General features: G+C 55.2%; 26 protein-coding genes. 22 read left to right on the top strand and 4 right to left on the bottom strand.

Features of this window, described 5'->3' with window-relative positions; all coding sequences use genetic code 11:
- The first annotated feature begins 185 nt into the window (after positions 1-185).
- Both pyrG and eno read left to right on the top strand, forming a co-directional pair.
- Entirely contained in the window at positions 186-1,823 is a 1,638-nt protein-coding gene (gene pyrG, locus FND52_RS09735) for a glutamine hydrolyzing CTP synthase (RefSeq protein WP_125295602.1), read from the top strand.
- Positions 1,824-1,906: 83 nt separating this feature from the next.
- A complete protein-coding gene (eno, locus tag FND52_RS09730; RefSeq protein WP_125295603.1) occupies positions 1,907-3,205 on the top strand; it encodes a phosphopyruvate hydratase in 1,299 nt (432 codons plus the stop codon).
- Between the two features lie 61 nt (positions 3,206-3,266).
- On the opposite strand, the gene FND52_RS09725 is transcribed toward eno, so the two are convergent.
- On the bottom strand, positions 3,267-4,604 hold the full coding sequence (locus FND52_RS09725) for a gluconate:H+ symporter (RefSeq protein WP_144130649.1): 1,338 nt from the start codon (positions 4,602-4,604) through the stop codon (positions 3,267-3,269).
- 300 nt (positions 4,605-4,904) lie between these two features.
- Here FND52_RS09725 and queE point away from each other — a divergent pair, with 300 nt between their 5' ends.
- Positions 4,905-5,576, top strand: coding sequence for a 7-carboxy-7-deazaguanine synthase QueE (queE, locus tag FND52_RS09720; protein WP_125295605.1), 672 nt, complete (start codon positions 4,905-4,907; stop codon positions 5,574-5,576).
- A 46-nt stretch (positions 5,577-5,622) separates the two neighbouring features.
- Here the strand turns inward: queE and queD are convergent, their stop codons facing one another.
- Positions 5,623-5,985, bottom strand: coding sequence for a 6-carboxytetrahydropterin synthase QueD (queD, locus tag FND52_RS09715; RefSeq protein ID WP_125295606.1), 363 nt, complete (start codon positions 5,983-5,985; stop codon positions 5,623-5,625).
- 300 nt (positions 5,986-6,285) lie between these two features.
- Here queD and cysJ point away from each other — a divergent pair, with 300 nt between their 5' ends.
- The 4 genes from cysJ to FND52_RS09695 all read left to right on the top strand — a co-directional run bounded on the left by cysJ (position 6,286) and on the right by FND52_RS09695 (position 10,968).
- Entirely contained in the window at positions 6,286-8,088 is a 1,803-nt protein-coding gene (gene cysJ / locus FND52_RS09710) for an NADPH-dependent assimilatory sulfite reductase flavoprotein subunit (protein ID WP_144130648.1), read from the top strand.
- A complete protein-coding gene (gene cysI / locus FND52_RS09705; RefSeq protein ID WP_144130647.1) occupies positions 8,088-9,800 on the top strand; it encodes an assimilatory sulfite reductase (NADPH) hemoprotein subunit in 1,713 nt (570 codons plus the stop codon). Before cysJ ends, cysI begins: the two co-directional genes overlap by 1 nt.
- A 20-nt stretch (positions 9,801-9,820) precedes the next feature.
- Complete coding sequence (gene cysH, locus FND52_RS09700; RefSeq protein ID WP_144130646.1) at positions 9,821-10,555, top strand: phosphoadenosine phosphosulfate reductase; 735 nt, start codon at positions 9,821-9,823, stop codon at positions 10,553-10,555.
- A gap of 260 nt (positions 10,556-10,815) precedes the next feature.
- Positions 10,816-10,968, top strand: coding sequence for a Hok/Gef family protein (locus FND52_RS09695; RefSeq protein ID WP_144130645.1), 153 nt, complete (start codon positions 10,816-10,818; stop codon positions 10,966-10,968).
- A gap of 61 nt (positions 10,969-11,029) precedes the next feature.
- Here FND52_RS09695 and FND52_RS09690 read toward each other — a convergent pair whose 3' ends face one another.
- Positions 11,030-12,085: an aminopeptidase gene (locus tag FND52_RS09690; RefSeq protein WP_144130644.1), complete on the bottom strand. Its 1,056-nt coding sequence runs from the start codon at positions 12,083-12,085 to the stop codon at positions 11,030-11,032.
- 241 nt (positions 12,086-12,326) lie between these two features.
- Between FND52_RS09690 and cysG the strand changes: the two genes are divergently transcribed.
- The 13 genes from cysG to rpoS all read left to right on the top strand — a co-directional run bounded on the left by cysG (position 12,327) and on the right by rpoS (position 23,594).
- Positions 12,327-13,742 carry a siroheme synthase CysG gene (gene cysG, locus FND52_RS09685; protein ID WP_144130674.1) on the top strand — a complete coding sequence of 472 codons (1,416 nt, stop codon included), beginning with the start codon at positions 12,327-12,329 and terminating at the stop codon, positions 13,740-13,742.
- A gap of 60 nt (positions 13,743-13,802) precedes the next feature.
- Positions 13,803-14,711, top strand: a complete 909-nt coding sequence (cysD, locus tag FND52_RS09680) for a sulfate adenylyltransferase subunit CysD (RefSeq protein ID WP_144130643.1) — start codon at positions 13,803-13,805, stop codon at positions 14,709-14,711.
- Between the two features lie 10 nt (positions 14,712-14,721).
- Positions 14,722-16,149, top strand: a complete 1,428-nt coding sequence (gene cysN / locus FND52_RS09675; RefSeq protein ID WP_144130642.1) for a sulfate adenylyltransferase subunit CysN — start codon at positions 14,722-14,724, stop codon at positions 16,147-16,149.
- Positions 16,149-16,754: an adenylyl-sulfate kinase gene (gene cysC / locus FND52_RS09670; protein WP_125295614.1), complete on the top strand. Its 606-nt coding sequence runs from the start codon at positions 16,149-16,151 to the stop codon at positions 16,752-16,754. Before cysN ends, cysC begins: the two co-directional genes overlap by 1 nt.
- A 51-nt stretch (positions 16,755-16,805) precedes the next feature.
- Positions 16,806-17,129 carry a DUF3561 family protein gene (locus FND52_RS09665; RefSeq protein ID WP_144130641.1) on the top strand — a complete coding sequence of 108 codons (324 nt, stop codon included), beginning with the start codon at positions 16,806-16,808 and terminating at the stop codon, positions 17,127-17,129.
- 177 nt (positions 17,130-17,306) lie between these two features.
- Positions 17,307-17,618, top strand: a complete 312-nt coding sequence (gene ftsB / locus FND52_RS09660; protein ID WP_125295616.1) for a cell division protein FtsB — start codon at positions 17,307-17,309, stop codon at positions 17,616-17,618.
- Positions 17,619-17,636: 18 nt separating this feature from the next.
- Positions 17,637-18,347: a 2-C-methyl-D-erythritol 4-phosphate cytidylyltransferase gene (gene ispD, locus FND52_RS09655; RefSeq protein WP_144130640.1), complete on the top strand. Its 711-nt coding sequence runs from the start codon at positions 17,637-17,639 to the stop codon at positions 18,345-18,347.
- A complete protein-coding gene (gene ispF, locus FND52_RS09650) occupies positions 18,347-18,826 on the top strand; it encodes a 2-C-methyl-D-erythritol 2,4-cyclodiphosphate synthase (protein ID WP_125295618.1) in 480 nt (159 codons plus the stop codon). The genes ispD and ispF overlap by 1 nt, the downstream gene beginning before the upstream one ends.
- Positions 18,823-19,872 (top strand): tRNA pseudouridine(13) synthase TruD, encoded by a 1,050-nt coding sequence (gene truD / locus FND52_RS09645; RefSeq protein ID WP_144130639.1) that lies wholly within the window; start codon positions 18,823-18,825, stop codon positions 19,870-19,872. Before ispF ends, truD begins: the two co-directional genes overlap by 4 nt.
- Entirely contained in the window at positions 19,853-20,614 is a 762-nt protein-coding gene (surE, locus tag FND52_RS09640) for a 5'/3'-nucleotidase SurE (RefSeq protein WP_144130638.1), read from the top strand. The genes truD and surE overlap by 20 nt, the downstream gene beginning before the upstream one ends.
- Positions 20,608-21,234: a protein-L-isoaspartate(D-aspartate) O-methyltransferase gene (locus tag FND52_RS09635; protein ID WP_125294887.1), complete on the top strand. Its 627-nt coding sequence runs from the start codon at positions 20,608-20,610 to the stop codon at positions 21,232-21,234. The genes surE and FND52_RS09635 overlap by 7 nt, the downstream gene beginning before the upstream one ends.
- A gap of 124 nt (positions 21,235-21,358) precedes the next feature.
- Positions 21,359-22,486, top strand: coding sequence for a murein hydrolase activator NlpD (nlpD, locus tag FND52_RS09630; protein ID WP_125294886.1), 1,128 nt, complete (start codon positions 21,359-21,361; stop codon positions 22,484-22,486).
- Positions 22,487-22,601: 115 nt separating this feature from the next.
- On the top strand, positions 22,602-23,594 hold the full coding sequence (gene rpoS, locus FND52_RS09625; RefSeq protein WP_002434658.1) for an RNA polymerase sigma factor RpoS: 993 nt from the start codon (positions 22,602-22,604) through the stop codon (positions 23,592-23,594).
- 75 nt (positions 23,595-23,669) lie between these two features.
- Here the strand turns inward: rpoS and FND52_RS09620 are convergent, their stop codons facing one another.
- Entirely contained in the window at positions 23,670-24,074 is a 405-nt protein-coding gene (locus tag FND52_RS09620; RefSeq protein ID WP_144130637.1) for a MarR family winged helix-turn-helix transcriptional regulator, read from the bottom strand.
- 166 nt (positions 24,075-24,240) lie between these two features.
- Here FND52_RS09620 and FND52_RS09615 point away from each other — a divergent pair, with 166 nt between their 5' ends.
- Positions 24,241-24,843 (top strand): non-oxidative hydroxyarylic acid decarboxylases subunit B, encoded by a 603-nt coding sequence (locus tag FND52_RS09615; RefSeq protein ID WP_144130636.1) that lies wholly within the window; start codon positions 24,241-24,243, stop codon positions 24,841-24,843.
- A complete protein-coding gene (locus FND52_RS09610) occupies positions 24,833-26,257 on the top strand; it encodes a non-oxidative hydroxyarylic acid decarboxylases subunit C (RefSeq protein WP_144130635.1) in 1,425 nt (474 codons plus the stop codon). The genes FND52_RS09615 and FND52_RS09610 overlap by 11 nt, the downstream gene beginning before the upstream one ends.
- Positions 26,258-26,262 lie beyond the last annotated feature (5 nt).

Genomic DNA, 26,262 nt, shown 5'->3' with positions numbered 1-26,262 from the left:
ACTGACAAGTGCTTGATTTACGTCAAAAACATTTCCGCCAGACGGGCTATTTTCTCCCGGCTTTATTAAGCGAGGTGTGGCGTTGATTGCTGAGAATGAAAGTTTGTGACCCCCGTCCTGTTCAGGTATACTACTTTCCCGTCCTGGTATTCCACCGTCTTTAAACCTAACTTCTCAGGTTCAGCATGACAACGAACTATATTTTTGTGACCGGCGGGGTCGTTTCCTCTCTGGGTAAAGGCATTGCCGCAGCCTCCCTCGCAGCCATTCTTGAAGCCCGTGGCCTCAACGTAACTATCATGAAACTGGATCCGTATATCAACGTCGATCCGGGCACCATGAGCCCCATTCAACACGGGGAAGTGTTCGTAACTGAAGACGGCGCTGAAACCGATTTAGACCTCGGCCACTACGAGCGTTTTATCCGCACGCGTATGACGCGTCGCAACAACTTCACTACCGGTCGCATCTACTCCGAGGTTCTGCGTAAAGAACGTCGCGGCGACTATCTGGGCGCGACCGTGCAGGTTATTCCGCACATCACCAACGCCATTAAAGAACGCATTCTGGAAGGCGGCGAAGGCCATGACGTGGTGCTGGTAGAAATCGGCGGCACCGTCGGCGATATCGAATCCCTGCCGTTCCTTGAAGCGATTCGCCAGATGGCGGTGGAAGTGGGCCGCGAGCACACCATGTATATGCACCTGACCCTGGTGCCGTATATGGCCGCAGCCGGTGAAGTCAAAACCAAACCGACACAGCACTCTGTAAAAGAGCTGCTCTCCATCGGTATTCAGCCAGATATCCTGATTTGCCGTTCCGATCGCGCAGTCCCTGCTAATGAACGCGCCAAAATTGCTTTATTCTGTAACGTTCCTGAAAAAGCGGTTATTTCTCTGAAAGATGTCGATTCCATCTATAAAATTCCGGGCCTGTTGAAATCCCAGGGGCTGGACGATTATATTTGTAAACGATTCAGCTTGAATTGCCCCGAGGCAAATCTGGCAGAATGGGAGCAGGTGATTTACGAAGAAGCCAATCCGGCTGGCGAAGTGACCATCGGTATGGTCGGCAAATACATTGAATTGCCGGACGCCTACAAATCGGTGATCGAAGCGCTGAAACACGGCGGGCTGAAAAACCGCACCACGGTCAACATCAAGCTGATCGATTCGCAGGATGTTGAAACCCGCGGCGACGAAGTGCTGAAAGGACTGGACGCGATCCTGATCCCTGGCGGCTTCGGCTATCGCGGCGTGGAAGGCAAAATCGCCACTGCGCGTTATGCGCGTGAAAACAATATTCCTTACCTGGGCATTTGCCTGGGGATGCAGGTTGCATTGATTGAATTTGCCCGTAATGTGGCGAATATGGACAACGCCAACTCAACCGAATTTGTGCCAGACTGTAAGTACCCTGTCGTGGCGCTTATCACGGAATGGCGTGATGAAGACGGCAATGTCGAAGTACGTTCTGAGAAGAGCGACCTCGGCGGCACCATGCGCCTGGGCGCACAGCAGTGCCAGTTAGATGATGAGAGCCTGGTTCGCAAGCTGTACGGCGCGCCGACCATCGTTGAACGTCACCGTCACCGTTATGAAGTCAACAACCTGTTACTGAAACAAATTGAAGCAGCGGGTCTGCGTGTTGCGGGTCGTTCTGGCGATGATCAACTGGTCGAAATCATCGAAGTGCCGAATCACCCGTGGTTTGTGGCGTGTCAGTTCCACCCGGAATTCACCTCCACGCCGCGTGATGGACACCCACTGTTTGCAGGCTTCGTGAAGGCCGCAACTGAGTATCAGAAGCGTCAGGCGAAGTAAAACGAGTTAGTACGGCAGTGCACCCACATACGGTGCACTGTTTGTCTGGAGTTTTAGTTAACTTGTGACTAGAGGAAAATCTAATGTCCAAAATCGTTAAAATCATCGGTCGTGAAATCATCGACTCCCGTGGTAACCCGACTGTTGAAGCTGAAGTTCACCTGGAAGGCGGTTTTGTCGGTATGGCAGCTGCGCCGTCAGGAGCTTCTACTGGTTCCCGCGAAGCGCTGGAACTGCGCGATGGCGACAAATCCCGCTTCATGGGCAAAGGCGTAACCAAAGCTGTTGGCGCGGTTAACGGCCCGATTGCTCAGGCTCTGCTGGGTAAAGACGCGAAAGACCAGGCTGGCCTCGACAAAATCATGATCGAGCTGGATGGTACTGACAACAAATCTAACTTCGGTGCTAACGCAATTCTGGCTGTTTCTCTGGCTGCCGCTAAAGCTGCCGCTGCTGCTAAAGGCATGCCGCTGTACGAGCACATCGCTGAACTGAACGGCACCCCGGGCAAATTCTCTATGCCGTTGCCGATGATGAACATCATCAACGGTGGCGAGCACGCTGACAACAACGTTGATATCCAGGAATTTATGATTCAACCGGTTGGCGCGAAAACCCTGAAAGAAGCGGTACGCATCGGTTCTGAAGTGTTCCACAACCTGGCGAAAGTGCTGAAGTCTAAAGGCATGAACACCGCTGTGGGCGACGAAGGCGGCTACGCGCCGAACCTGGGTTCTAACGCCGAAGCGCTGGCTGTTATCGCTGAAGCGGTAAAAGCAGCTGGCTACGAGCTGGGTAAAGACGTTACCCTTGCGATGGACTGCGCAGCATCTGAATTCTACAAAGACGGCAAATACGTTCTGGCTGGCGAAGGCAACAAAGCGTTCACCTCTGAAGAATTCACCCACTTCCTGGAAGAGCTGACCAAACAGTACCCGATCGTGTCCATCGAAGATGGTCTGGACGAGTCTGACTGGGATGGCTTCGCTTACCAGACTAAAGTACTGGGCGACAAAATCCAGCTGGTTGGTGACGACCTGTTCGTAACCAATACCAAGATCCTGAAAGAAGGCATCGAGAAAGGCATCGCTAACTCCATCCTGATCAAATTCAACCAGATCGGTTCTCTGACCGAAACTCTGGCTGCAATCAAGATGGCGAAAGATGCAGGCTACACTGCCGTTATCTCTCACCGTTCTGGCGAAACTGAAGACGCGACTATTGCCGACCTGGCAGTAGGTACCGCTGCTGGCCAGATCAAAACCGGTTCTATGAGCCGTTCTGACCGTGTTGCTAAGTACAACCAGCTGATTCGTATCGAAGAAGCACTGGGTGACCGCGCACCGTTCAACGGTCTGAAAGAAGTGAAAGGCCAGGCGTAATCGTCTGTACTTGCCGTAAAAAAGCCGGGCAGCGATGCCCGGCTTTTTGTTTTATACCCGCTTAGATGATCAAATCCAGCAGTAGTACTATCAACAAGCCCACCACTGAGTTAGTCAGTTCCAGTAAGCCCCATGTCTTAAACGTGTCTTTAATCGACAGGCCGAAATATTCCTTAAACAGCCAGAAAGCGGCATCGTTGACGTGGGTCAGGGTGTTACTCCCGGATGCGGTCGCCAGCACCATCAACGCGGGATCAACGTTAAACGTAGTAATCATCGGCCCGACAATCCCGGCTGCCGTGATTGCCGAAACGGTGCCCGCACCGGTCGCCAGACGTAGCAGTACGGTGATAAACCACGCCATGATCAGCGGCGATACCGATGAGGTACGCATCATATCGGCAATGTAGTCACCCACGCCGGTATCCATAATGATCTGCTTAAACGCGCCGCCCGCACCGATGATAAACACCACCAGCGCGACTTTTTCGATCGCGGTGGAATACGAGAGCATCACTTCGGTCATCGATTTGCCACGCGCGGTACCGAAGGCATAGAGCGCCACCAGCACAGCGATCAGCATACTGATTTGCGCGCTGCCGATGAAGTTCAGCAGCGACGTAATGTGCGGATTCGCCGGGACCACCAGCTTGATAAGCGTAACGCCGGTGATGATAATTGCCGGGATCAGCGGAACCAGCAAACTGACGGCGAATGAGGGCATCTCATCATCGCGAAATACTTTCTGCGATTCGAGCAGTTGTGGGATCGGGCGGTCCAGGTTACCCAACAGCTTCGGCAAAATAATCCCGGAACAAATTACCGTCGGGATCGCCACAATCACGCCATAGATATAGACCATCCCCATATCCGCATGGAACGCCGCCACCAGCGCGGTTGGACCCGGTTGAGGCGGGAACAGGCTGTGGGCGGTGGTTGCCGCCGCGACCATGGTGATGCCGAGTTTCAGGAACGGAATTTTTGCTTCCCGGGCGATACTGATCACCAGCGGCGCAAGGATCAGGAAGGCCACTTCATAGAACATGGCGAGGCCAAAAATTAGCCCGATAACCATAATCGCCCACTGTACTTTTTTCGGCCCGAAGCGCTGTAGCAGCGTTGAAGAGACCCGCTGTGCAGCGCCCGAATCCACCATCAATTTCCCGAGGATAGCGCCGAACAGAATAATCAGCGCCAGGTGCCCAAGGGTACTTCCTATCCCCGTCTCAATAGACTTGCCGATAGCTTCCAGCGGTAACCCTTCGCAAAAACCCACGAAGATTGCCGCCAGCAGCAACGCCAGCATCCCATTGATTTTAAACTTCATATTGAGTATCAGCAGTACCACGACGCCAAGTGCTACCCAGATGACCGGCATGGCTTCAACGAAAGTGTTCATCCAGTTTCCTTGTTAAAATTTATAATTGGTATGATATGTAGGTGAGATTGGATATTACTCGGCTGAATGTGTTATACCAATTTAATTAGCAGGGTAAGTTTTAAAAGGTGATGAACCGCAAAAAATGGTGAAATAAGAATTTTTGTTGCATATGTGATGCCAGAGTGTGTCACACAATGTGCTTTTACATTAGCAACGGGCGGATTTACCGCCCTGACAAGCCTTCCGGGCAGGAACTGCGCAAGCGCCAGTGGCGGGAATATGCGATACTAGTGGTTTACCACCAACGAAGAGCCGACGATGCAGTACCCGATAAACGAGATGTTCCAGACCCTGCAAGGCGAGGGTTATTTCACCGGCGTTCCTGCCATTTTTATTCGCTTACAGGGATGCCCGGTAGGCTGTGCCTGGTGCGACACCAAACACACCTGGGACAAGCTTGCCGATCGGGAAGTGTCGCTTTACAGCATCCTTGCCAAAACCAAAGAGAGCGATAAATGGGGGGCAGCCAGCCCGGAAGAGCTGCTGGCGGTCATTGAACGCCAGGGCTGGACCGCGCGCCATGTAGTGATCACCGGCGGCGAGCCCTGTATTCACGACCTCATCCCGCTCACCCATCTGCTGGAGAAAAGCGGTTTTAGCTGCCAGATTGAAACCAGCGGCACCCATGAAATCCGCGCTGTCGCCACCACCTGGGTGACGGTCTCGCCGAAAGTGAATATGCGTGGTGGATATGACGTGCTGCATCAGGCGCTGGAACGGGCCGATGAAATTAAACATCCGGTCGGACGGATGCGCGATATTGAAGCGCTGGATGAGTTGCTGGCGACGCTCAACGACCAGAAACAGCGCGTGATTGCGCTTCAGCCTATCAGCCAGAAAGAAGACGCTACGCGCCTGTGTATTGAAACCTGCATCGCCCGCAACTGGCGGTTCTCAATGCAGACCCACAAGTATTTGAATATTGCCTGATATAGCTTTGCGCCCGAACGTTTCTGATAACGTTCGGGCGAAGCACTTACTCGCCGCGATAAACGCAGCCTGCCGTGCAGGTTTCTTTAATCATCACTGCGCTCAGCAACGGCATTTTCGGCTTCATCTGCTGCCAAATCCAGCGCGCCAGCACTTCGCTGGTGGGGTTTTCCAGGCCTGGGATATCATTCAGATAATAGTGATCCAGCCGATCGTAGATCGGTTTAAACGCCGCTTTTAAATCAGCGAAATCCACAATCCAGCCGGTATGGGGATCGACTTCCCCGGTAATTTCCAGACGTACCAAAAATGAGTGGCCATGCAGACGACCGCATTTATGCCCTTCCGGCACATGGGGTAAACGGTGGGCGGCTTCGAAGATGAATTCTTTAAAAATTGTGGTTGGCATGACGGGATCCTGGTGCAAAAAAACCGCCGTAGGGTACAGGAAACCACTTTTTTTAGCATTAACTAAAACCGGCATCCTGCGGCGATGCGCGGATTTTGTCATTTACTCTTTGAAATACTATTAAAAATCAAAATGTTAATTAACCTGTTTTATCGCTAATACGTACCTGTAAAAACGGTTAGTCATTTTGGTTATTTGATATTTCAACCGCTTATTTAATAGATATCATGTCGCCCGGTAACCTTACATTCTGTTCTGTTTTTATAACGAAGACAGCTTTAATACTGGACATTACGACGCATGACGACTCAGGCCCCTCCGAACGCTTTGCTCCCGCTGAGCCCGGAACAACTGGCGCGCCTTCAGGCGGCCACTACGGACTTTTCCCCCACACAGCTGGCATGGGTTTCCGGCTATTTCTGGGGCGTGATTAATCAACAGGGCGCAGCGCCGGGCGCGGTCGTGCAGAGCGCGCCGGAAGCGGCGGCCATTACCCTGATCTCCGCGTCGCAAACCGGCAACGCGCGCCGCGTGGCGGAAGCGCTGCGCGACGACTTGCTGGCCGCGAAGCTGAACGTGACGCTGGTGAACGCGGGCGACTATAAATTTAAGCAAATCGCCCAGGAAAAATTGCTGATCGTCGTGACGTCCACCCAGGGCGAAGGCGAACCGCCGGAAGAAGCGGTCGCCTTGCACAAGTTCCTGTTCTCGAAAAAAGCGCCGAAGCTGGATAACACCGCGTTTGCCGTGTTCGGGCTGGGCGACAGTTCCTATGAGTTTTTCTGCCAGTCCGGTAAAGACTTCGACAGCAAACTGGCGGCGCTGGGCGCAGAGCGTTTGCTCGATCGCGTAGATACCGACGTTGAATTTCAGCCAGCCGCACAGGCGTGGCGCGAGCGCATCATCGAGGTGCTGAAATCCCGAGCGCCTGCCGCGACGGGCGCTGTGCCGCAAACCGCGTCTGGCGCGGTTAACGATGTGACCAGCACGCCGTACACCAAAGAAGCGCCGCTGACTGCCAGCCTGGCGGTAAACCAGAAAATCACCGGGCGTGACTCTGAGAAAGACGTGCGTCATCTGGAAATCGATTTAGGCGATTCCGGGCTGCGCTACCAGCCGGGCGATGCGTTAGGCGTGTGGTATCAGAACGATCCCGCGCTGGTCGATGAGCTGGTGGGCCTGCTGTGGCTGAAAGGGGACGAACCCGTTGAGCTCGACGGTAAAACGCTGTCGCTGCGCGAAGCGCTGCTGTGGCATTTCGAGCTGACGGTTAACACTGCCAATATCGTTGAGAATTACGCCACGCTGACCCGCGCCGAAACCCTGCAGGATCTGATTGGCGATAAAAACAAATTACAGCATTACGCCGGTATCACGCCGATTGTCGATATGGTGCGTTTTGCTCCGGCGCAGCTGGATGCCGCGCAGCTGATCGGCCTGCTGCGTCCGCTGACGCCGCGCCTGTACTCTATCGCCTCTTCCCAGGCGGAAACGGAAAACGAAGTGCATATCACCGTTGGCGTAGTGCGTTACGACGTTGAAGGCCGCGCACGCGCTGGCGGCGCATCCAGCTTCCTGGCGGATCGTGTGGAAGAAGATGGCGAAATCCGCGTGTTTATCGAGCATAACGATAACTTTCGTCTGCCCGCTAACCCGGACACGCCGGTGATTATGATTGGCCCAGGCACCGGCATTGCGCCGTTCCGCGCCTTTATGCAGCAGCGCGCTGCCGAAGGGGCAGGCGGTAAAAACTGGCTGTTCTTTGGTAACCCGCATTTCACCGAAGATTTTCTTTATCAGGTGGAGTGGCAGAGCTACGTCAAAGAAGGCCTGCTGACTCGTATCGATCTGGCCTGGTCACGGGATCAAAAACAAAAAATTTACGTACAAGACAAACTGCGCGAACAGGGCGCGGAACTGTGGCGCTGGATCAATGATGGTGCCCATATTTATGTCTGCGGCGACGCCAACCGAATGGCGAAAGACGTTGAGCGGACGTTACTGGACGTGATTGCCGAATTTGGTGGCATGGATACCGAAGCGGCGGATGAATATTTAAGTGAGCTGCGCGTTGAGCGCCGTTATCAGCGAGATGTCTACTAATGAGCGAAAAACACCCTGGCCCACTGGTGGTCGAAGGCAAACTGTCTGACGCCGAGCGCATGAAGGTAGAGAGCAACTACCTGCGCGGCACCATTGCCGAAGATTTAAACGACGGCCTGACCGGCGGTTTCAAAGGCGACAACTTTCTGCTGATCCGCTTTCACGGCATGTATCAGCAGGACGATCGCGATATCCGCGCCGAGCGCGCCGCGCAAAAGCTGGAGCCGCGTCACGCGATGCTGCTGCGCTGCCGCCTGCCGGGCGGGATCATCACCACCAAACAGTGGCAGGCGATCGACAAGTTCGCCCATGACAACACGATTTACGGCAGCATTCGTCTGACCAACCGCCAGACCTTCCAGTTCCACGGCATTCTGAAGAAGAACGTTAAGCCGGTGCACCAGATGCTGCACTCGGTGGGGCTGGACGCGCTGGCGACCGCCAACGACATGAACCGTAACGTGCTGTGTACTTCCAACCCGTACGAATCCGAACTGCACGCTGAAGCGTATGAGTGGGCGAAGAAGATCTCCGAACATCTGCTGCCGCGTACCCGCGCTTATGCGGAGATCTGGCTCGATCAGGAGAAAGTGGCAACTACTGACGAAGAACCGATCCTCGGCCAGACTTATCTGCCGCGTAAGTTCAAAACCACGGTGGTGATCCCGCCGCAGAACGATATCGATCTGCACGCCAACGACATGAACTTCGTGGCGATTGCCGAAAACGGCAAGCTGGTGGGCTTTAACCTGCTGGTGGGCGGCGGCCTGTCCATTGAGCACGGTAACAAGAAAACCTATGCGCGCACCGCGAGCGAGTTTGGTTATCTGCCGATTGAGTACACGCTGGCGGTGGCGGAAGCCGTTGTCACCACGCAGCGCGACTGGGGCAACCGCACCGATCGTAAGAACGCCAAAACCAAATACACCCTGGAACGCGTCGGCCTTGACACCTTTAAAGAGGAAGTGGAGCGTCGCGCAGGTATCAAATTTGAACCGATCCGCCCGTATGAATTTACCGGTCGCGGCGATCGCATCGGTTGGGTGAAGGGCATCGACAATAAATGGCATCTGACGCTGTTTATCGAAAATGGCCGTATCCTGGATTATCCTGGCCGCCCGCTGAAAACTGGCCTGCTGGAGATCGCGAAGATCCATAAAGGCGAATTCCGCATTACCGCCAACCAGAACCTGATTATCGCCGGGGTGCCGGAAAGCCAGAAAGCGAAGATCGAGAAGCTGGCGCGCAATCATGGGCTAATGGATGCGGTAACGCCGCAGCGTGAAAATTCTATGGCCTGCGTGTCGTTCCCGACCTGTCCGCTGGCCATGGCGGAAGCCGAGCGTTTCCTGCCGTCTTTTACGGATAAAGTTGAAGCGGTACTGGAAAAGCACGGCGTCGGCGAAGAACATATCGTGTTGCGTGTGACCGGTTGCCCCAACGGCTGTGGCCGCGCGATGCTGGCAGAAGTCGGTCTGGTCGGTAAAGCGCCGGGTCGTTATAACCTGCACCTGGGCGGTAACCGTATCGGCACGCGTATTCCGCGCATGTATAAAGAAAACATCACCGAGCCGGAAATTCTGGCGTTGCTGGACGAGCTGATTGGCCGTTGGTCAACAGAGCGTGAAGACGGTGAAGGGTTTGGCGATTTCACCGTGCGTACCGGCATCATCCGTCCGGTCCTCGATCCGGCGCGTGATTTCTGGGAATAACTCCAACAGAAGAGGTGATTATGTCCATTCTGGATCTACAGACGCTAAATGAATTACCGAAAGTGGATCGGATTCTGGCGCTGGCGGAAACCAACGCTCAGCTTGAGAAGCTGAGCGCCGAGGAGCGTGTCGCCTGGTCGCTGGAAAACCTGCCGGGCGAGATAGTGCTGTCATCCAGCTTTGGTATCCAGGCGGCGGTGAGCCTGCATTTAATTAGCCAACAGCGCCCGGATATTCCGGTGATCCTGACGGATACCGGCTATCTGTTCCCGGAAACCTATCAGTTTATCGACGAGCTGACCGACAAGCTGAAGCTGAACCTGAAGGTGTACCGCGCGGAACAAAGCCCGGCCTGGCAGGAAGCGCGCTATGGCAAACTGTGGGAGCAGGGCGTTGAGGGCATTGAGAAATACAATGACATCAACAAAGTGGAGCCGATGAACCGGGCGTTAAGCGAACTGAACGCCAAAACCTGGTTTGCCGGCCTGCGTCGCGAGCAGTCCGGCAGCCGTGCGAACTTGCCGGTGCTGGCGATCAGCCGGGGCATCTTCAAAGTGCTGCCGATTATCGACTGGGATAACCGGACGGTGTACCAGTATCTGCAAAAGCACGGGCTGAAATACCATCCGCTGTGGGATCAGGGCTATCTGTCGGTGGGAGATACTCACACCACCCGCAAATGGGAGCCGGGAATGGCGGAAGAAGAAACCCGCTTCTTCGGCCTGAAGCGCGAATGTGGCCTGCACGAAGGTTAATATTCGGAATCTATTCAATGCCTCCGCCATCATGCCGGGGGCATTTTTTTATCTTGCGAGCCGTCTTCCGTAACGGAGCGACAAACACAGACAAAGACGAGATCGGGAATAGAATTGCGGCGGGTGCTTGAGGCTGTCTGGCTTTGAGCATTTGCAGGGTTCAGATAGTTAAAAGCCCCAGGAGATATTTCTATCAACCTGAGGCTAACAACCAAACCAGCAATTTGGATGGTAGTCTCTTCTTTATCTGGAGGCAAGACATGCTGTCAAAGTACGCCCTTGTGGCAATCATTGCGCTGTGTATCACGGCGCTGGGGTTCACACTAATGGTGCGCGACTCGCTTTGCGAGCTGCGCATTAAAGAGCGTGGTATGGAATTCAGCGCTGTTCTCGCTTACGAACCGAAGAAGTAGCTGAAACGCGGGGGTAACCCCGCGTATCGAATTGTGAAGGTTTGGCCTCACGCACCCATTTTTACGCTTTGCCTGCTTTCGCCAGCTCTTTCACCAGCGGCAGCATAATCCGCATCACCTCGCGGCTGCGTTTTTCAATTCTTCCCGGCAGGGCGCGATCGATATACTGCTGGTTATCCAGTTGGGCATTGTGCCAACTGGTGCCCGCCGGAAACTGCACGCTTTTCGCCCGTTGCTGATACCCGTCTTTATGGCCTAACGACCAGTTGGTCGCTTCCACGGATAACACCGGAATACCGGCTTTATCAAAAACCTCTGCATCATTGCAGCAGCCTGTGCCTTTTGGATAACGTGCGTTAAGACCGGGATTGGTACTGGCGGCGATATGATTATTGCGCGCGATAGCCAGCGCCCGGTCGCGGGTCAGCTTACGTACTGCCGTTGGCGTGGATCGCCCGCTGTTAAAGTAGAGCTTATCCCCGACAATCAAATTATCCAGATTGATCACCAGCAAGGTGTTTTTGCGCTCCTGGTCGCTCATCCGCTTGAGGATATTTTCTGCGCCCAGCTTACCCTCTTCTTCGGCGCTGGTGGCGATAAAGCGAATGCCATACTGGGTCGGCGTGTCTTTGAGTTTTTCCGCCAGCTCCAGCATTACACCAAGCCCGGCAGCGTTATCGTCGATGCCCTGTAACGTCAGCCCGCCCAGATTGGTGTCGATATCCGCATCGCTTTGCGGCGCGTAGGTATCGAGATGCGCCATGATGATGATTTGCTGCGGCAACTTGCCTTCATGGGCGGCAATAACGCTTGATCCGGTGACGTTCTGCCAGTTGGTTAGCTTATTGGCGCGGGTAAAAACGTAGCGGGTATTAAAAGTGCGGATGTCGCTTTGATATCCCCACTGGGCGAACTGCTGGCGGATGTAATCGGCGGAAAGCATTTCTGCTGGCGTGCCGGTCATACGGCCGGGAAAATAGGTGGCGATATGGCGAGCCTGCGCGCTTGCGGTTTCGCCGGGGGCTGAGACCTGGGCAAACGCTGGGAAAAGAGCACCAACACTGAGCGCCAGACCGATTGCACAATCGATCACGCCACGGCGCAATGCGGGAAACATAGATAATCCTTAATCATGAAAACGAGGAAAAATTTTTTTGCCTAGTATGAAACTGTGACGTGCGTTACACAATTTCATTTGCTCTGAAACCCCCGAAAAATCACGCCTTAAGCACTTTTTGAACTTTGCTTTGCCAGCGGCTTATTCCTTTGTGGAACTACTCATGCCAATTGGTAATTTCATTCGTTTTAAGGCGCCCCCTATAGTCGCTTCTGGATTCTGATGTTGAGTGAGCCAGCGAGTGGACTATCTTCCCCTGTTTGCAGACCTGAAAGCGCGCCCGGTATTAGTCGTCGGTGGCGGCGACATTGCGGTGCGTAAAATTAGCCTACTGCGCCGGGCTGGCGCAGTGCTGCACGTGGTTGCCAAAAAACTGGCGGCTGAACTGCAACGGGACGTTGATGCCGGTCATGTCGAATGGCTGGCCGCAGAGTTTGACGAGCAGCAGCTCGACAGCGTTTTTCTGGTTATCGCCGCCACCAATAACCGCGAACTGAATCGCCGGGTGTTTGACGCGGCTAACGCGCGTCATCGGCTGGTCAACGTGGTGGACGATCAGCCGCTGTGCTCGTTTATTTTCCCTTCGATTGTCGATCGCTCGCCGTTAGTGGTGGCGGTCTCCTCCGGCGGCAATGCTCCGGTGCTGGCGCGTTTGCTGCGCGAAAAGCTGGAATCGCTGTTGCCGCAAAGTCTCGGACGCATGGCCACGGTGGCGGGCAGCTTCCGCGAGCGGATTAAAGGCGCGTTAACCACCACCGACGCGCGGCGGCGTTTCTGGGAGCAGGCGTTTCGCGGCCGCTTCGCCAGCCTGATGGCGGCGGGGAATGAGCCTGCGGCGATTAAAACGCTGGAAGCCGCGCTAGAAAACCCCCAGCCGCAAAGCGGGGAAATCATCCTGGTGGGCGCGGGGCCAGGCGATGCCGGGCTGCTGACGCTGCGCGGTTTACAGGTGCTCCAGCAGGCGGATGTGGTGCTGTATGACCACCTGGTCAGCGACGAGGTGCTGGAACTGGTGCGCCGCGATGCCGATCGCATTTGCGTGGGTAAACGCGCGGGAGAGCATGCGGTTCCCCAGCATGAAACCAACCAGATGCTGGTGGATTTCGCGCGTGAAGGCAAAACCGTGGTGCGCCTGAAAGGCGGCGACCCGTTTATTTTTGGTCGCGGCGGTGAAGAGTTGCAGGCGGCACAGCAGGCGGGCGTTGCGTTCCAGGTGGTACCGGGGATCACCGCCGCCGCTGGCGCGACGGCTTACGCGGGCATTCCGCTGACCCATCGTGAACACGCCCAGAGCGTGACCTTTGTTACCGGCCACTACAAGCCGGATAGCCAGCCGTTTGACTGGGCGCATCTGGCGCAGGGGCGTCAAACCCTGGCGATCTACATGGGCACCATGAAGGCCGCCCAAATTAGCGAACAACTTATTCAACATGGCCGTGCTGCCGACACGCCGGTGGCGGTCATCAGCCGCGGCTCCCGGAAAGACCAGCAGGTACTGACCGGCACATTACAACAACTCGACGACCTGGCGAAACGCTCGCCGATGCCCGCTTTGCTGGTGATTGGCGAAGTCGTGGCGCTCAATGAGCAACTCGCCTGGTTTCAACCGACCACTCAGGCAGAGGGCGATTCCTCTTCCGTAGTGACTTTGGCTTAGGTACTGGCGCGACAGGCCGTAATACAACGCCTGCGGTGTCAGGCCTTATAAGGAAAGGTTATGGATCAAAAACGACTCACTCACCTGCGACAACTGGAGGCGGAAAGCATCCATATCATTCGTGAAGTTGCCGCAGAATTCGCGAATCCGGTGATGATGTACTCCATCGGCAAAGACTCCAGCGTGATGCTACACCTGGCGCGTAAAGCGTTTTATCCGGGCACGCTACCGTTCCCGCTGCTGCATGTCGATACCGGCTGGAAATTCCGTGAGATGTACGAGTTCCGTGACCGTACCGCTAAAGCCTATGGCTGCGAACTGCTGGTGCATAAAAACCCGGAAGGCGTGGCGATGGGTATTAATCCCTTCGTCCACGGCAGCGCCAAGCATACCGACATCATGAAAACCGAAGGTCTGAAGCAGGCGTTGAATAAATACGGTTTTGATGCGGCCTTTGGCGGCGCGCGCCGCGATGAAGAGAAATCCCGCGCCAAAGAGCGTATTTATTCGTTCCGCGATCGCTTCCACCGCTGGGACCCGAAAAACCAGCGTCCGGAGCTGTGGCACAACTACAATGGCCAGATTAACAAGGGCGAAAGCATCCGCGTCTTCCCGCTGTCGAACTGGACCGAGCTGGATATCTGGCAGTACATCTACCTGGAAAATATTGAGATCGTGCCGCTCTACCTGGCCGCAGAGCGCCCGGTGCTGGAGCGCGACGGCATGCTGATGATGATCGATGACGACCGTATCGATCTTCAGCCTGGCGAAGTGATCAAGAAACGCATGGTGCGCTTCCGTACTCTTGGCTGCTGGCCATTGACCGGCGCGGTGGAGTCCGATGCGCAAACGCTGCCGGAAATCATCGAAGAGATGCTGGTTTCCACCACCAGCGAACGGCAGGGCCGCGTGATTGACCGCGATCAGTCAGGCTCCATGGAGCTTAAAAAACGTCAGGGTTATTTCTAAGGAGCCGCTAATGAACACCACGATTGCCCAACAAATTGCTAACGAGGGTGGCGTAGAGGCTTACCTGCATGCCCAACAGCACAAAAGCCTGCTGCGCTTCTTAACCTGCGGCAGCGTTGATGACGGGAAAAGCACCCTGATTGGCCGCTTGCTGCACGATACCCGTCAGATTTACGAAGATCAGCTCTCTTCGCTGCATAACGACAGCAAACGCCACGGTACCCAGGGCGAGAAACTGGATCTGGCGCTGCTGGTGGATGGCCTGCAGGCCGAGCGCGAGCAGGGCATCACTATCGATGTGGCGTACCGCTATTTCTCCACCGAGAAGCGTAAATTTATTATCGCTGACACCCCGGGGCATGAGCAGTACACCCGCAACATGGCAACCGGCGCGTCCACCTGCGATCTGGCGATCCTGCTGATCGACGCCCGTAAAGGCGTACTCGATCAGACTCGCCGCCACAGCTTTATCTCCACGCTGCTGGGGATTAAGCACCTGGTGGTCGCGGTTAACAAAATGGATCTGGTTGAGTTCAGCGAGCAGACCTTTGAGCAGATCAAACAGGATTATCTGACTTTCGCCGGGCAGTTGCCGGGCTCGCTGGATATCCGTTTTGTGCCGCTGTCGGCGCTGGAAGGCGATAACGTCGCCAGCCAGAGCGATAAAATGCCGTGGTACAGCGGCCCAACGCTGTTGGAAGTGCTGGAAACCGTCGAGATCCGTAAGGACGTAGAGCAGCAGTCATTCCGCTTCCCGGTTCAGTACGTAAACCGCCCAAATCTCGATTTCCGCGGCTATGCCGGGACCGTGGCATCCGGCGTGGTAAAAGTCGGCCAGCGTATTAAAGTGCTGCCGTCTGGCGTGGAATCCACCGTTGCGCGTATCGTGACGTTTGACGGCGATCTGAAAGAGGCGGCGGCAGGTGAAGCTATTACGCTGGTGCTGAAAGATGAAATCGACATCAGCCGTGGCGATGTATTGCTGGACGCTGGTGAAAGTCTGGCTACCGTGCAGGCCGCGAAAGTTGACGTGGTCTGGATGGCAGAACAGCCGCTGACGCCGGGCCAGAGCTACGACATCAAAGTCGCCGGGAAAAAGACCCGTGCCCGGGTCGACAATATTCAGTTTCAGGTAGATATCAACAACCTGACCCAGCGCGTGGTGGAAACCCTGCCGCTGAACGGGATCGGGCTGGTGGATTTGACGTTTGACGAGCCGCTGGTGTTGGATCCCTACCAGCATAACCCGGTCACCGGCGGCCTGATCTTTATCGATCGGCTGTCCAACGTCACCGTGGGCGCAGGCATGGTGCTTGAACCGCAGGTAGACGTCTTCCAGGAGCCTTCTGCTTACAGCGCATTCGAGCTGGAACTGAACGCGCTGGTGCGCCGTCACTTCCCGCACTGGGGCGCGCGCGATTTGCTGGGAGGCAAGTAATGGCCGCCCATGATGAAAATGTCGTCTGGCATTCGCATCTGGTGACCCAGCAGGCCCGTGAGCAGCTGCACGGGCACCGGGGCGTGGTGCTATGGTTCACCGGGCTTTCGGGCTCGGGTAAATCCACGCTCGCGGGGGCGCTGGAGACGGCGCTGCACGAGCGCGGCGTCAGCACTTATCTTCTTGACGGCGATAATGTGCGCCACGGTTTGTGTAGCGACCTGGGCTTTAGCGATGCCGATCGCAAAGAAAATATTCGCCGCGTGGGAGAAGTGGCTAACCTGATGGTGGATGCCGGGCTGGTAGTATTGACGGCGTTTATCTCTCCGCACCGGGCAGAACGCGCCATGGTGCGCGAGCGGGTCGGGGAAGGGCGCTTTATCGAAGTGTTTGTCGACACTCCTCTGGAGGTCTGTGAAGCGCGCGATCCCAAGGGATTGTATAAGAAAGCCCGCGCTGGCGAGTTGCGCAATTTCACCGGTATCGACGCGGTATATGAAGCCCCGGATCGCCCTGAAATCCATTTAGATGGTGAACAATTAGTAACAAATTTGATTGCGCAAATATTAGACCTGCTGCGGCGGGACGATATTATCAAATTCTGAGACAGCGCCGGGGGACTCTCTCTTCCGGCAAGTCAGGTCACAGGATCGGGTATGCGCAATTCAACGAATATGATTATCTCGCAGGCATCTGTCCCGCCTGCTGCTGAAGAGACAACCTGGACATTCCCTGGGGCTATTCTTGGGTTTTTGGCGTGGTTGTTGGCGTTGGGTTTTCCTTTCCTGTTTTATGGTTCTAACACCCTGTTCTTCTTCCTCTATACCTGGCCTTTTTTCCTGGCGCTGATGCCTGTGGCCGTTGTTATCGGCATTGCGCTCCATTCCTTGCTTGATGGACGCCTTATTGTCAGTTGCATGATGACGATCGCCACCGTCGCGCTAATGTTTGGCGTACTGTTTCTCTGGCTAATGAGCTAAGTTAAGGCATACTTCCAGGCGTAACGAGTTATTAATTCCGCTCCCGCTCCGCAGGTACAGGCGCAAATCGCCGTGTTATGTGGTACATTTTGCCGCTGTTTTTTTGGGAGTCGGATTGGGCCAGGTAGTGCCCGACGGAAAGTTATGGGATGATTATGCCGTTTTTCAGGGGGCAGAATGGGTAAACTAACACTGCTATTGCTGGCATTAGTCGTCTGGCTACAGTATTCATTGTGGTTTGGTAAAAACGGCGTTCATGACTACACCCGCGTCAGCGATGACGTGGCGGCCCAGCAGGCAACCAACGCAAAACTCAAAGCGCGTAACGACCAGTTGTTCGCGGAAATTGACGATCTCAACGGCGGACAAGAAGCGATTGAAGAGCGCGCGCGTAACGAATTGAGCATGACCAAACCGGGTGAAACTTTCTTTCGTCTGGTGCCCGATGCGTCTAAGCAGGCGGCAGGGTCACGGCAGAATAATCGATAACAGGCTCAGGTTTCACACATGGCATCTTCCAGTGCGGACGTGATTGCCGTGGTGCCGGCTGCCGGGATTGGCAGCCGCATGCAATCAGACTGTCCCAAACAATATCTCACCATTGGTGACCACACTATTCTTGAACACGCGGTGGCAAGCTTGCTGCGCCACCCGCGCGTGGGCCGCGTTATCGTGGCCGTCAGTCCCGCCGATAAGCAGTTTGATGCGCTGCCGCTGGCTCGCGATCCGCGCGTAATGCGCGTTGACGGCGGCCGCGAGCGTGCAGACTCGGTGTTGGCGGGGTTGAAGATGGCCGACGGTGCCGCATGGGTGCTGGTGCATGACGCCGCGCGGCCCTGTTTGCATCCTGACGATCTGGACGCGCTGCTGGCAATCACGGCGCACAGCCGCGTCGGCGGCATCCTGGCCGCGCCGGTGCGCGACACCATGAAGCGCGGCGAGCCGGGAAAAGCGCTGATTGCCCATACCGTCGATCGTATCGACCTCTGGCACGCGCTCACCCCGCAACTCTTTCCGCTTGAATTACTGCGCGACTGCCTGATCCGCGCCCTCAACGAAGGGGCGACGATCACCGACGAGGCGTCGGCTTTGGAACACTGCGGCTATCATCCCGAACTGGTGGCCGGACGCGGCGATAATATTAAAGTGACGCGTCCTGAAGACCTTGCCCTTGCGGCGTTTTATCTTACCCGTTTAACCCAGATGGAGAATGCATAATGCGGATCGGACATGGCTTCGATGTACACGCCTTTGGCGGCCCAGGCCCACTGATCGTTGGGGGCGTGCGCATCCCTTATGAAAAAGGGTTGCTGGCCCATTCAGATGGCGACGTGGCATTGCATGCTTTGACCGACGCGCTGTTAGGCGCGGCGGCGCTGGGCGATATCGGTAAACTGTTTCCGGATACCGATCCGGCGTTTAAAGGTGCAGACAGTCGTGAACTGCTGCGCGAAGCCTGGCGCCGGATTCAGGCCAAAGGCTATACCCTGGGCAACGTCGATGTGACCATCATCGCCCAGGCACCGAAAATGCTGCCGCATATTCCGCAAATGCGCGTGTTTATCGCCGAGGATCTGGGTTGCCATATGGATGACGTTAACGTCAAAGCCACCACCACCGAGAAACTGGGCTTTACCGGGCGCGGCGAAGGTATCGCCTGTGAAGCGGTGGCGCTGCTGGTGAAGGTGAAAGCCTGATGGATTTTGAACAGCTGACGTGGCTGCACGGCAAACCGCAGGGGTCGGGCGTTCTCAAGGCCTCGCCGGAAGATTTCGTGGTCGTGGAAGATTTAGGCTTCTCGCCGGATGGTGAAGGCGAGCAACTGCTGGTGCGCATCGTTAAAAAAGGCTGCAACACGCGCTTTGTGGCGGACGCGCTGGCTAAGTTCCTTAAAGTGCCTGCTCGCGAAGTCAGCTTCGCCGGGCAAAAAGACAAACATGCCGTTACCGAACAGTGGCTTTGCGTGCGCTTACCCGGTAAAGAGATGCCGGATTTAAGTGGCTTTGCGCTGGAAGGCTGCCAGGTGCTGGAGTATGCGCGCCATAAGCGCAAACTGCGCACCGGGGCATTAAAAGGCAATCACTTCACGTTAATATTGCGCGACATTACCCGGCGCGATGAGCTGGAAACTCGCCTTCATGCAGTAAAAATCGACGGCGTGCCAAACTATTTTGGCCCGCAGCGTTTTGGCCGCGGCGGCAGCAATCTGATTCAGGCTCGGGTATGGGCGCAAAACAACCAGCCGCTGCGCGATCGCAATAAACGCAGTTTTGCATTGTCAGCAGCCCGCAGCGCGTTGTTTAATCAGCTGGTTAGCGAGCGGCTTAAAAAAACAGACTTTAATCAAGTTGTTGACGGCGATGCGCTACAATTAGCGGGGCGCGGAAGCTGGTTTGTGGCGACGCAGGAAGAGCTGCCGACGCTCCAGACGCGTGTGGATAATCATGAACTGCTAATCACAGCGGCGCTGCCGGGCAGCGGCGAGTGGGGAACCGTGGGCCAGGCGCTGGAAAACGAGCAGCAGTACATTGCACATGAGGCGGATTTACAGGCTTTATTAATGCGTGAGAAAGTAGAGGCCGCCCGGCGCGCGATGCTGATGTTTCCTCAGTCAATGAGCTGGGCCTGGCGGGATGACGCCACCGTGGAAGTGCGTTTTTGGTTGCCTGCGGGGAGTTTTGCCACCAGTGTAGTAAGGGAATTGATAACAACGTCGGGTGATTATGCGGATATTGCTGAGTAACGATGATGGAATCCATGCGCCGGGGATCCAAACCCTGGCAAAAGCCTTGCGCGAATTCGCCGAGGTGCAGGTTGTCGCACCCGATCGCAACCGCTCCGGCGCGTCAAACTCGCTGACGCTTGAGTCTTCTCTGCGCACCTTTGAACACCCTAATGGCGATATCGCCGTGCAAATGGGGACGCCTACCGACTGCGTCTACCTGGGCGTTAATGCACTCATGCGCCCGCGCCCGGACGTGGTAGTGTCTGGCATCAATGCCGGGCCAAATCTCGGGGATGACGTTATCTATTCAGGTACGGTGGCGGCAGCGATGGAAGGGCGTCACCTCGGTTTCCCTGCGCTGGCGGTATCGCTTAACGGCTTTGAGCATTACGAAACCGCTGCGGCAGTGACCTGTAGCATTCTGCGGGCTCTTGAGCGTGAGCCGCTGCGTACTGGCCGTATTCTGAACATCAATGTTCCCGATTTACCGTTGTCTGAGATTAAAGGCATCCGCGTAACGCGCTGCGGCAGCCGTCATCCGGCGGATAAAGTGATCCCTCAGCAGGATCCGCGCGGCAATACGTTGTACTGGATTGGCCCCCCCGGCGAAAAGCACGATGCCGGACCGGAAACCGATTTTGCTGCCGTTGATGAAGGTTATGTTTCAGTTACGCCTCTTCATGTGGACCTGACGGCCTATAGCGCGCAGGAGGTTGTCTCCACCTGGCTCGATCGTGCGGGAGTGGATGGGCAATGGTAAGTAATCGCGTACAAACACTTTTAAAACAGTTGCGTGCGCAGGGAATTAGCGACGAGCGCGTGCTTGAAGCGCTGGCTCAGGTTCCACGCGATAAGTTCGTCGACGAGGCGTTTGAACACAAAGCGTGGGATAACGTCGCACTGCCGATCGGTCAGGGACAAACCATTTCGCAACCCTATATGGTCGCCAGGATGACGGAGCTTCTGGAGCTGACCCCGGAATCTCGGGTGCTGGAAATTGGTACCGGTTCAGGTTATCAGACCGCCATTCTGGCGCATCTGGTTCATCATGTTTGCTCGGTAGAACGCATCAAAGGGCTTCAGTGGCACGCCAGACGCCGCCTGAAGCAGCTCGATTTGCACAACGTTTCAACCCGTCACGGCGATGGCTGGCAAGGCTGGAAAGCGCGCGCGCCGTTTGACGCTATTATTGTCACAGCAGCGCCGCCGGAAATCCCTGCCGCCTTAATGGCGCAATTAGATGACGGCGGTATTCTTGTTTTGCCTGTGGGTGATGAACACCAGCTGTTAAAGCGGGTTCGTCGGCGGGGCGACGAGTTTATTATCGACACCGTGGAAGCCGTTCGCTTCGTACCTTTAGTTCGGGGAGAACTGGCATAACCAGGAGTTTTTCCTGTTTCCTTATCGGTTTATCAGCGTATGGTGAGGCGAATTTTCATTTTGCTGATAGCCGGACACGGTTGTCTTCATTTTAAGCAGTAAAGACTATCATTTTGGGGGAACAATGAGCGCGGGAAGCCATAAATTTACAGCACGCCAGGTGGCGACACTTTCTCTGATTTCACTCCTGGTCGCTGGGTGTTCATCCAATAACCAATCACAAGCGCCGATCAGTTCAGTTAACGGCGGCAACAGCGGCGGTAATACCAGTAGCGGAATGTTGATTACCCCGCCGCCAAAAATGAATACGCAACCGCCGGTTTCAGCACCGCAAATCCAACCGGTACCACAACCTGTTACCCAACCCGCGCAGGTACAGGCGATTCCCAGCGAGCCTGTTCGTACAGAAAATGGTCGAATTGTTTACAATCGTAAATATGGGAACATTCCGAAGGGCAGTTATGCGGGCGGTAGCACCTATACCGTTAAGCGTGGTGATACACTTTTCTACATTGCCTGGATAACTGGTAATGATTTCCGTGACTTAGCGCAGCGAAACAACGTCCAGGCCCCTTACGGTTTGAATGTTGGACAGACGCTGCAAGTAGGAAACGCATCGGGAACACCTATCACTGGCGGTAATGCAATTACCCAGGCCGATGCTACTGCGCAGGGGATCGTTACGCCACCTGCACAAAATTCCACCACGGTAGTTGCGTCGAAACCAACAATTACGTATTCTGAGTCCTCAGGTGAACAAAGTGCTAACAAAATGTTGCCGAACAATCCGAGTACTGGGACAGTTGTCACAGCACCGGTAACGGCACCTGTGGTTAGCTCTACTGAACCGACTGTCAGCAGCACGACAACCAGTTCGCCGATTTCTACATGGCGCTGGCCGGCTGATGGCAAGGTTATCGAGAACTTCTCCGCCAATGAGGGTGGTAACAAAGGGATCGATATCGCAGGCAGTAAAGGACAAGCTATCATCGCCACAGCGGACGGGCGGGTAGTTTATGCCGGTAATGCTTTGCGCGGTTACGGTAATCTCATCATCATAAAACACAACGATGATTACCTGAGTGCCTACGCCCATAACGACACAATGCTGGTCCGGGAACAACAAGAAGTTAAGGCGGGGCAGAAAATAGCTACCATGGGTAGCACCGGAACCAGTTCTACACGCTTGCATTTTGAAATTCGTTACAAGGGGAAATCCGTAAACCCGCTGCGTTACTTACCGCAGCGATAATTTGGTAAAGCGGTTTGCCACTCTGCTTTAAAGGGCGCAACGGCTCACATAGCCACTGCGCTCGGAAAACTGAGCCAGGCGCTTTGCTTAGGGATCACGGGTAGGAGCCACCTTTATGAGTCAGAATACGCTGAAAGTTCATGATTTAAATGAAGACGCGGAATTTGATGAGAACGGAGTAGAGGCTTTTGACGAAAAAGCCTTAATAGAAGAGGAACCCAGTGATAACGACTTAGCTGAAGAAGAGCTGTTGTCGCAGGGTTCAACACAGCGTGTGCTGGACGCGACTCAACTGTATCTGGGGGAAATTGGTTATTCCCCGCTGTTAACCGCAGAAGAAGAAGTCTATTTCGCGCGCCGCGCTTTGCGTGGTGATGTCGCCTCCCGCCGTCGCATGATCGAAAGTAACCTGCGTCTGGTGGTAAAAATTGCTCGTCGCTACAGCAATCGTGGTCTGGCTTTGCTGGATCTGATTGAAGAGGGCAACCTGGGGCTGATTCGCGCTGTCGAGAAATTTGACCCTGAACGTGGGTTCAGATTCTCAACCTACGCAACATGGTGGATTCGTCAAACGATTGAACGGGCGATCATGAATCAAACCCGTACCATTCGTCTGCCGATTCACATCGTTAAAGAGTTGAACGTTTATCTGCGTACTGCGCGTGAACTTTCCCACAAGCTGGACCACGAGCCCAGCGCGGAAGAGATTGCCGAGCAGTTGGATAAACCGGTTGATGACGTAAGCCGTATGCTGCGTCTCAACGAGCGCATTACCTCTGTTGACACCCCACTGGGTGGCGACTCAGAGAAAGCGCTGCTGGACATCCTGGCTGATGAAAAAGACAACGGCCCGGAAGACACCACGCAAGACGATGACATGAAACAAAGTATCGTCAAATGGCTGTTCGAACTGAACGCCAAACAGCGTGAAGTGTTGGCGCGTCGCTTCGGCCTGCTGGGCTATGAAGCAGCAACGCTTGAGGATGTGGGTCGTGAAATCGGCCTGACTCGCGAGCGTGTACGTCAGATTCAGGTTGAAGGTTTGCGCCGTCTGCGTGAAATTCTTCAGACTCAGGGTCTGAACATCGAAGCGCTGTTCCGCGAATAAGCATCATGCTATTCAGAAAGGCCAGTCTCAGGACTGGCCTTTTTCATTTTTGGCGTTTGGATTTGTTCTTGCGCGTTAGTCCATCATCTTGCGGATCAGCTCGCCCAGCTGTTTTCGTTCCTGCATGCTTAACTTTCCCAGAAATGCGTCATCCACACCCGCACCGACGGGCAAACAGTTATTCAGCAGCGCATTTCCTTCAGCGGTGAGAAAGACGAACCGCCGTCGTTTGTCCTGCGGATCGGGTTCCCGGCGTACCAGGCCGCGCATTTCCATTCGGTTGAGCATCTCGGCGAGCGTCGCTTTGGTACTGACGGCGACTTCGGTCAGCGCCACTTGTTCTATACCTGGATGTTCGGCGATGGCGCGCATAACCGCATATTGTGGTTTCGTTAGCTCCGGCATGGCCTGCTGCCAGCGCGACGTATGCTGTTGGAAAAGCTGGCGCAACAGGTGAAACGCCTCGTGTCTCAGCTCCATGAAAGCTCCGTTGTAAAAGTTCTTTTCTATCATAGCCGCTAACCCACCCATTTTTAATGCGTGTTTCGTTGACTAAAAATGCGCAGGCCAACGATCGCGCTTGCGTTGGCAGAATGCCCGGCGTAAATTCCATATCGTTCGTACACGAACGATATGGCGAGGCGTAATGAGATTAATTGTTGGAATGACCGGTGCCACAGGCGCTCCGTTGGGCGTAGCCCTGTTAAAAGCACTGCACGATATGCCGGAAATTGAAACGCATCTGGTGATGTCGAGATGGGCGAAAACCACCATCGAGCTGGAAACGCCGTATACCGCGCGGGAGGTGGCTGCACTGGCGGATGTTACTCATCATTCAGCCGACCAGGCTGCGGTCATTTCGTCGGGTTCCTTTCGCACCGACGGCATGATTGTCATTCCTTGCAGCATGAAAACGCTGGCAGGCATTCGCGCCGGCTATGCAGATGGTCTGGTTGGACGTGCCGCCGACGTGGTGCTGAAAGAAGGGCGCAAGCTAGTGCTGGTGCCGCGCGAAACGCCGCTCAGCACTATTCATCTGGAAAACATGCTGGCGCTGTCCCGCATGGGTGTGGCCATGGTGCCGCCCATGCCCGCGTATTACAACCATCCGCAATCCGTCGATGACATCACGCAGCATATTGTTACGCGCGTCCTCGATCAGTTTGGTCTTGAGCATCACAAAGCGCGACGTTGGGAAGGATTGCAGGCGGCAGAGAATTGTTCACAGGAGAAAGAATATGGCTTTTGATGATTTACGCAGTTTTTTGCAGGCGCTTGATGAGCAGGGGCAACTGCTGAAAATTAGCGAAGAAGTTAATGCGGAACCCGATTTAGCGGCAGCAGCTAACGCGACTGGCCGCATCGGCGATGGCGCTCCCGCGCTGTGGTTCGATAATATCCGCGGCTTTACGGATGCCCGTGTGGCAATGAACACCATCGGCTCCTGGCAGAACCACGCCATTTCTATGGGATTGCCGCCGAACACTCCGGTCAAAAAACAGATCGACGAATTTATTCGCCGCTGGGATAACTTCCCGGTTGCGCCAGAGCGCCGTGAAAACCCCGCATGGGCGGAAAATAGCGTGGATGGCGATGCGATTAACCTGTTTGATATTTTGCCGCTGTTTCGCCTCAACGATGGCGATGGTGGATTTTATCTGGATAAAGCCTGCGTGGTTTCCCGCGATCCGCTCGATCCTGGCCATTTCGGCAAGCAGAACGTGGGCATTTACCGTATGGAAGTGAAGGGCAAGCGCAAGCTTGGCCTGCAACCGGTGCCGATGCACGATATCGCGTTACATCTGCATAAAGCGGAAGAACGCGGCGAGGATCTCCCCATCGCCATTACGCTCGGCAACGATCCGATCATTACGTTAATGGGTGCCACGCCGCTGAAATACGATCAGTCGGAATATGAGATGGCGGGCGCGCTGCGCGAAAGCCCATACCCGATCGCGACCGCACCGCTCACCGGCTTTGACGTGCCCTGGGGCTCGGAAGTGATACTGGAAGGGGTGATCGAAAGCCGTAAGCGTGAAATCGAAGGGCCATTTGGCGAATTTACCGGACACTACTCCGGCGGTCGCAACATGACCGTCGTGCGTATCGATAAGGTCTCTTACCGCACCAGGCCAATATTTGAATCACTGTATCTGGGCATGCCCTGGACTGAAATCGATTATCTGATGGGGCCAGCCACCTGCGTACCCCTATACCAGCAGCTGAAAGCCGAATTCCCGGAAGTGCAGGCGGTCAACGCGATGTATACCCACGGACTTCTGGCGATTATCTCGACCAAAAAACGCTACGGCGGTTTCGCCCGTGCAGTCGGTCTGCGCGCCATGACCACGCCGCACGGCCTGGGCTATGTGAAGATGGTCATTATGGTTGATGAAGACGTTGACCCATTCAATCTGCCGCAGGTGATGTGGGCGCTGTCGTCGAAGGTGAATCCGGCTGGCGACCTGGTTCAACTGCCGAATATGTCGGTACTGGAGCTCGATCCCGGCTCAAGCCCGGCGGGTATCACCGACAAGCTGATTATTGACGCCACGACCCCAGTCGCGCCCGACAATCGTGGCCATTACAGCCAGCCGGTTCAGGATCTGCCGGAAACTAAAGCCTGGGCCGAAAAACTAACCGCAATGCGGGCTGCACGCTAATAAGG

Source organism: Atlantibacter subterraneus (assembly GCF_007570865.1).
GTDB classification, from domain to species: domain Bacteria; phylum Pseudomonadota; class Gammaproteobacteria; order Enterobacterales; family Enterobacteriaceae; genus Atlantibacter; species Atlantibacter subterraneus.
This window is presented reverse-complemented; position numbering and strand designations above follow the sequence as displayed.

Bases quoted from the DNA above. Each gene is read 5' to 3' on its own strand.
- cysJ (WP_144130648.1), top strand. From the start codon at position 6,286: ATGACGACTCAGGCCCCTCCGAACGCTTTGCTCCCGCTGAGCCCGGAA.
- cysD (WP_144130643.1), top strand. From the start codon at position 13,803: ATGGATCAAAAACGACTCACTCACCTGCGACAACTGGAGGCGGAAAGC.
- eno (WP_125295603.1), top strand. From the start codon at position 1,907: ATGTCCAAAATCGTTAAAATCATCGGTCGTGAAATCATCGACTCCCGT.
- FND52_RS09620 (WP_144130637.1), bottom strand. From the start codon at position 24,074: ATGGAGCTGAGACACGAGGCGTTTCACCTGTTGCGCCAGCTTTTCCAA.
- FND52_RS09610 (WP_144130635.1), top strand. From the start codon at position 24,833: ATGGCTTTTGATGATTTACGCAGTTTTTTGCAGGCGCTTGATGAGCAG.
- FND52_RS09695 (WP_144130645.1), top strand. From the start codon at position 10,816: ATGCTGTCAAAGTACGCCCTTGTGGCAATCATTGCGCTGTGTATCACG.
- queE (WP_125295605.1), top strand. From the start codon at position 4,905: ATGCAGTACCCGATAAACGAGATGTTCCAGACCCTGCAAGGCGAGGGT.
- cysC (WP_125295614.1), top strand. From the start codon at position 16,149: ATGGCCGCCCATGATGAAAATGTCGTCTGGCATTCGCATCTGGTGACC.
- surE (WP_144130638.1), top strand. From the start codon at position 19,853: ATGCGGATATTGCTGAGTAACGATGATGGAATCCATGCGCCGGGGATC.
- cysI (WP_144130647.1), top strand. From the start codon at position 8,088: ATGAGCGAAAAACACCCTGGCCCACTGGTGGTCGAAGGCAAACTGTCT.
- ftsB (WP_125295616.1), top strand. From the start codon at position 17,307: ATGGGTAAACTAACACTGCTATTGCTGGCATTAGTCGTCTGGCTACAG.
- FND52_RS09615 (WP_144130636.1), top strand. From the start codon at position 24,241: ATGAGATTAATTGTTGGAATGACCGGTGCCACAGGCGCTCCGTTGGGC.
- FND52_RS09635 (WP_125294887.1), top strand. From the start codon at position 20,608: ATGGTAAGTAATCGCGTACAAACACTTTTAAAACAGTTGCGTGCGCAG.
- FND52_RS09665 (WP_144130641.1), top strand. From the start codon at position 16,806: ATGCGCAATTCAACGAATATGATTATCTCGCAGGCATCTGTCCCGCCT.
- ispF (WP_125295618.1), top strand. From the start codon at position 18,347: ATGCGGATCGGACATGGCTTCGATGTACACGCCTTTGGCGGCCCAGGC.
- cysH (WP_144130646.1), top strand. From the start codon at position 9,821: ATGTCCATTCTGGATCTACAGACGCTAAATGAATTACCGAAAGTGGAT.
- cysN (WP_144130642.1), top strand. From the start codon at position 14,722: ATGAACACCACGATTGCCCAACAAATTGCTAACGAGGGTGGCGTAGAG.
- FND52_RS09690 (WP_144130644.1), bottom strand. From the start codon at position 12,085: ATGTTTCCCGCATTGCGCCGTGGCGTGATCGATTGTGCAATCGGTCTG.
- nlpD (WP_125294886.1), top strand. From the start codon at position 21,359: ATGAGCGCGGGAAGCCATAAATTTACAGCACGCCAGGTGGCGACACTT.
- queD (WP_125295606.1), bottom strand. From the start codon at position 5,985: ATGCCAACCACAATTTTTAAAGAATTCATCTTCGAAGCCGCCCACCGT.
- rpoS (WP_002434658.1), top strand. From the start codon at position 22,602: ATGAGTCAGAATACGCTGAAAGTTCATGATTTAAATGAAGACGCGGAA.
- FND52_RS09725 (WP_144130649.1), bottom strand. From the start codon at position 4,604: ATGAACACTTTCGTTGAAGCCATGCCGGTCATCTGGGTAGCACTTGGC.
- ispD (WP_144130640.1), top strand. From the start codon at position 17,637: ATGGCATCTTCCAGTGCGGACGTGATTGCCGTGGTGCCGGCTGCCGGG.
- pyrG (WP_125295602.1), top strand. From the start codon at position 186: ATGACAACGAACTATATTTTTGTGACCGGCGGGGTCGTTTCCTCTCTG.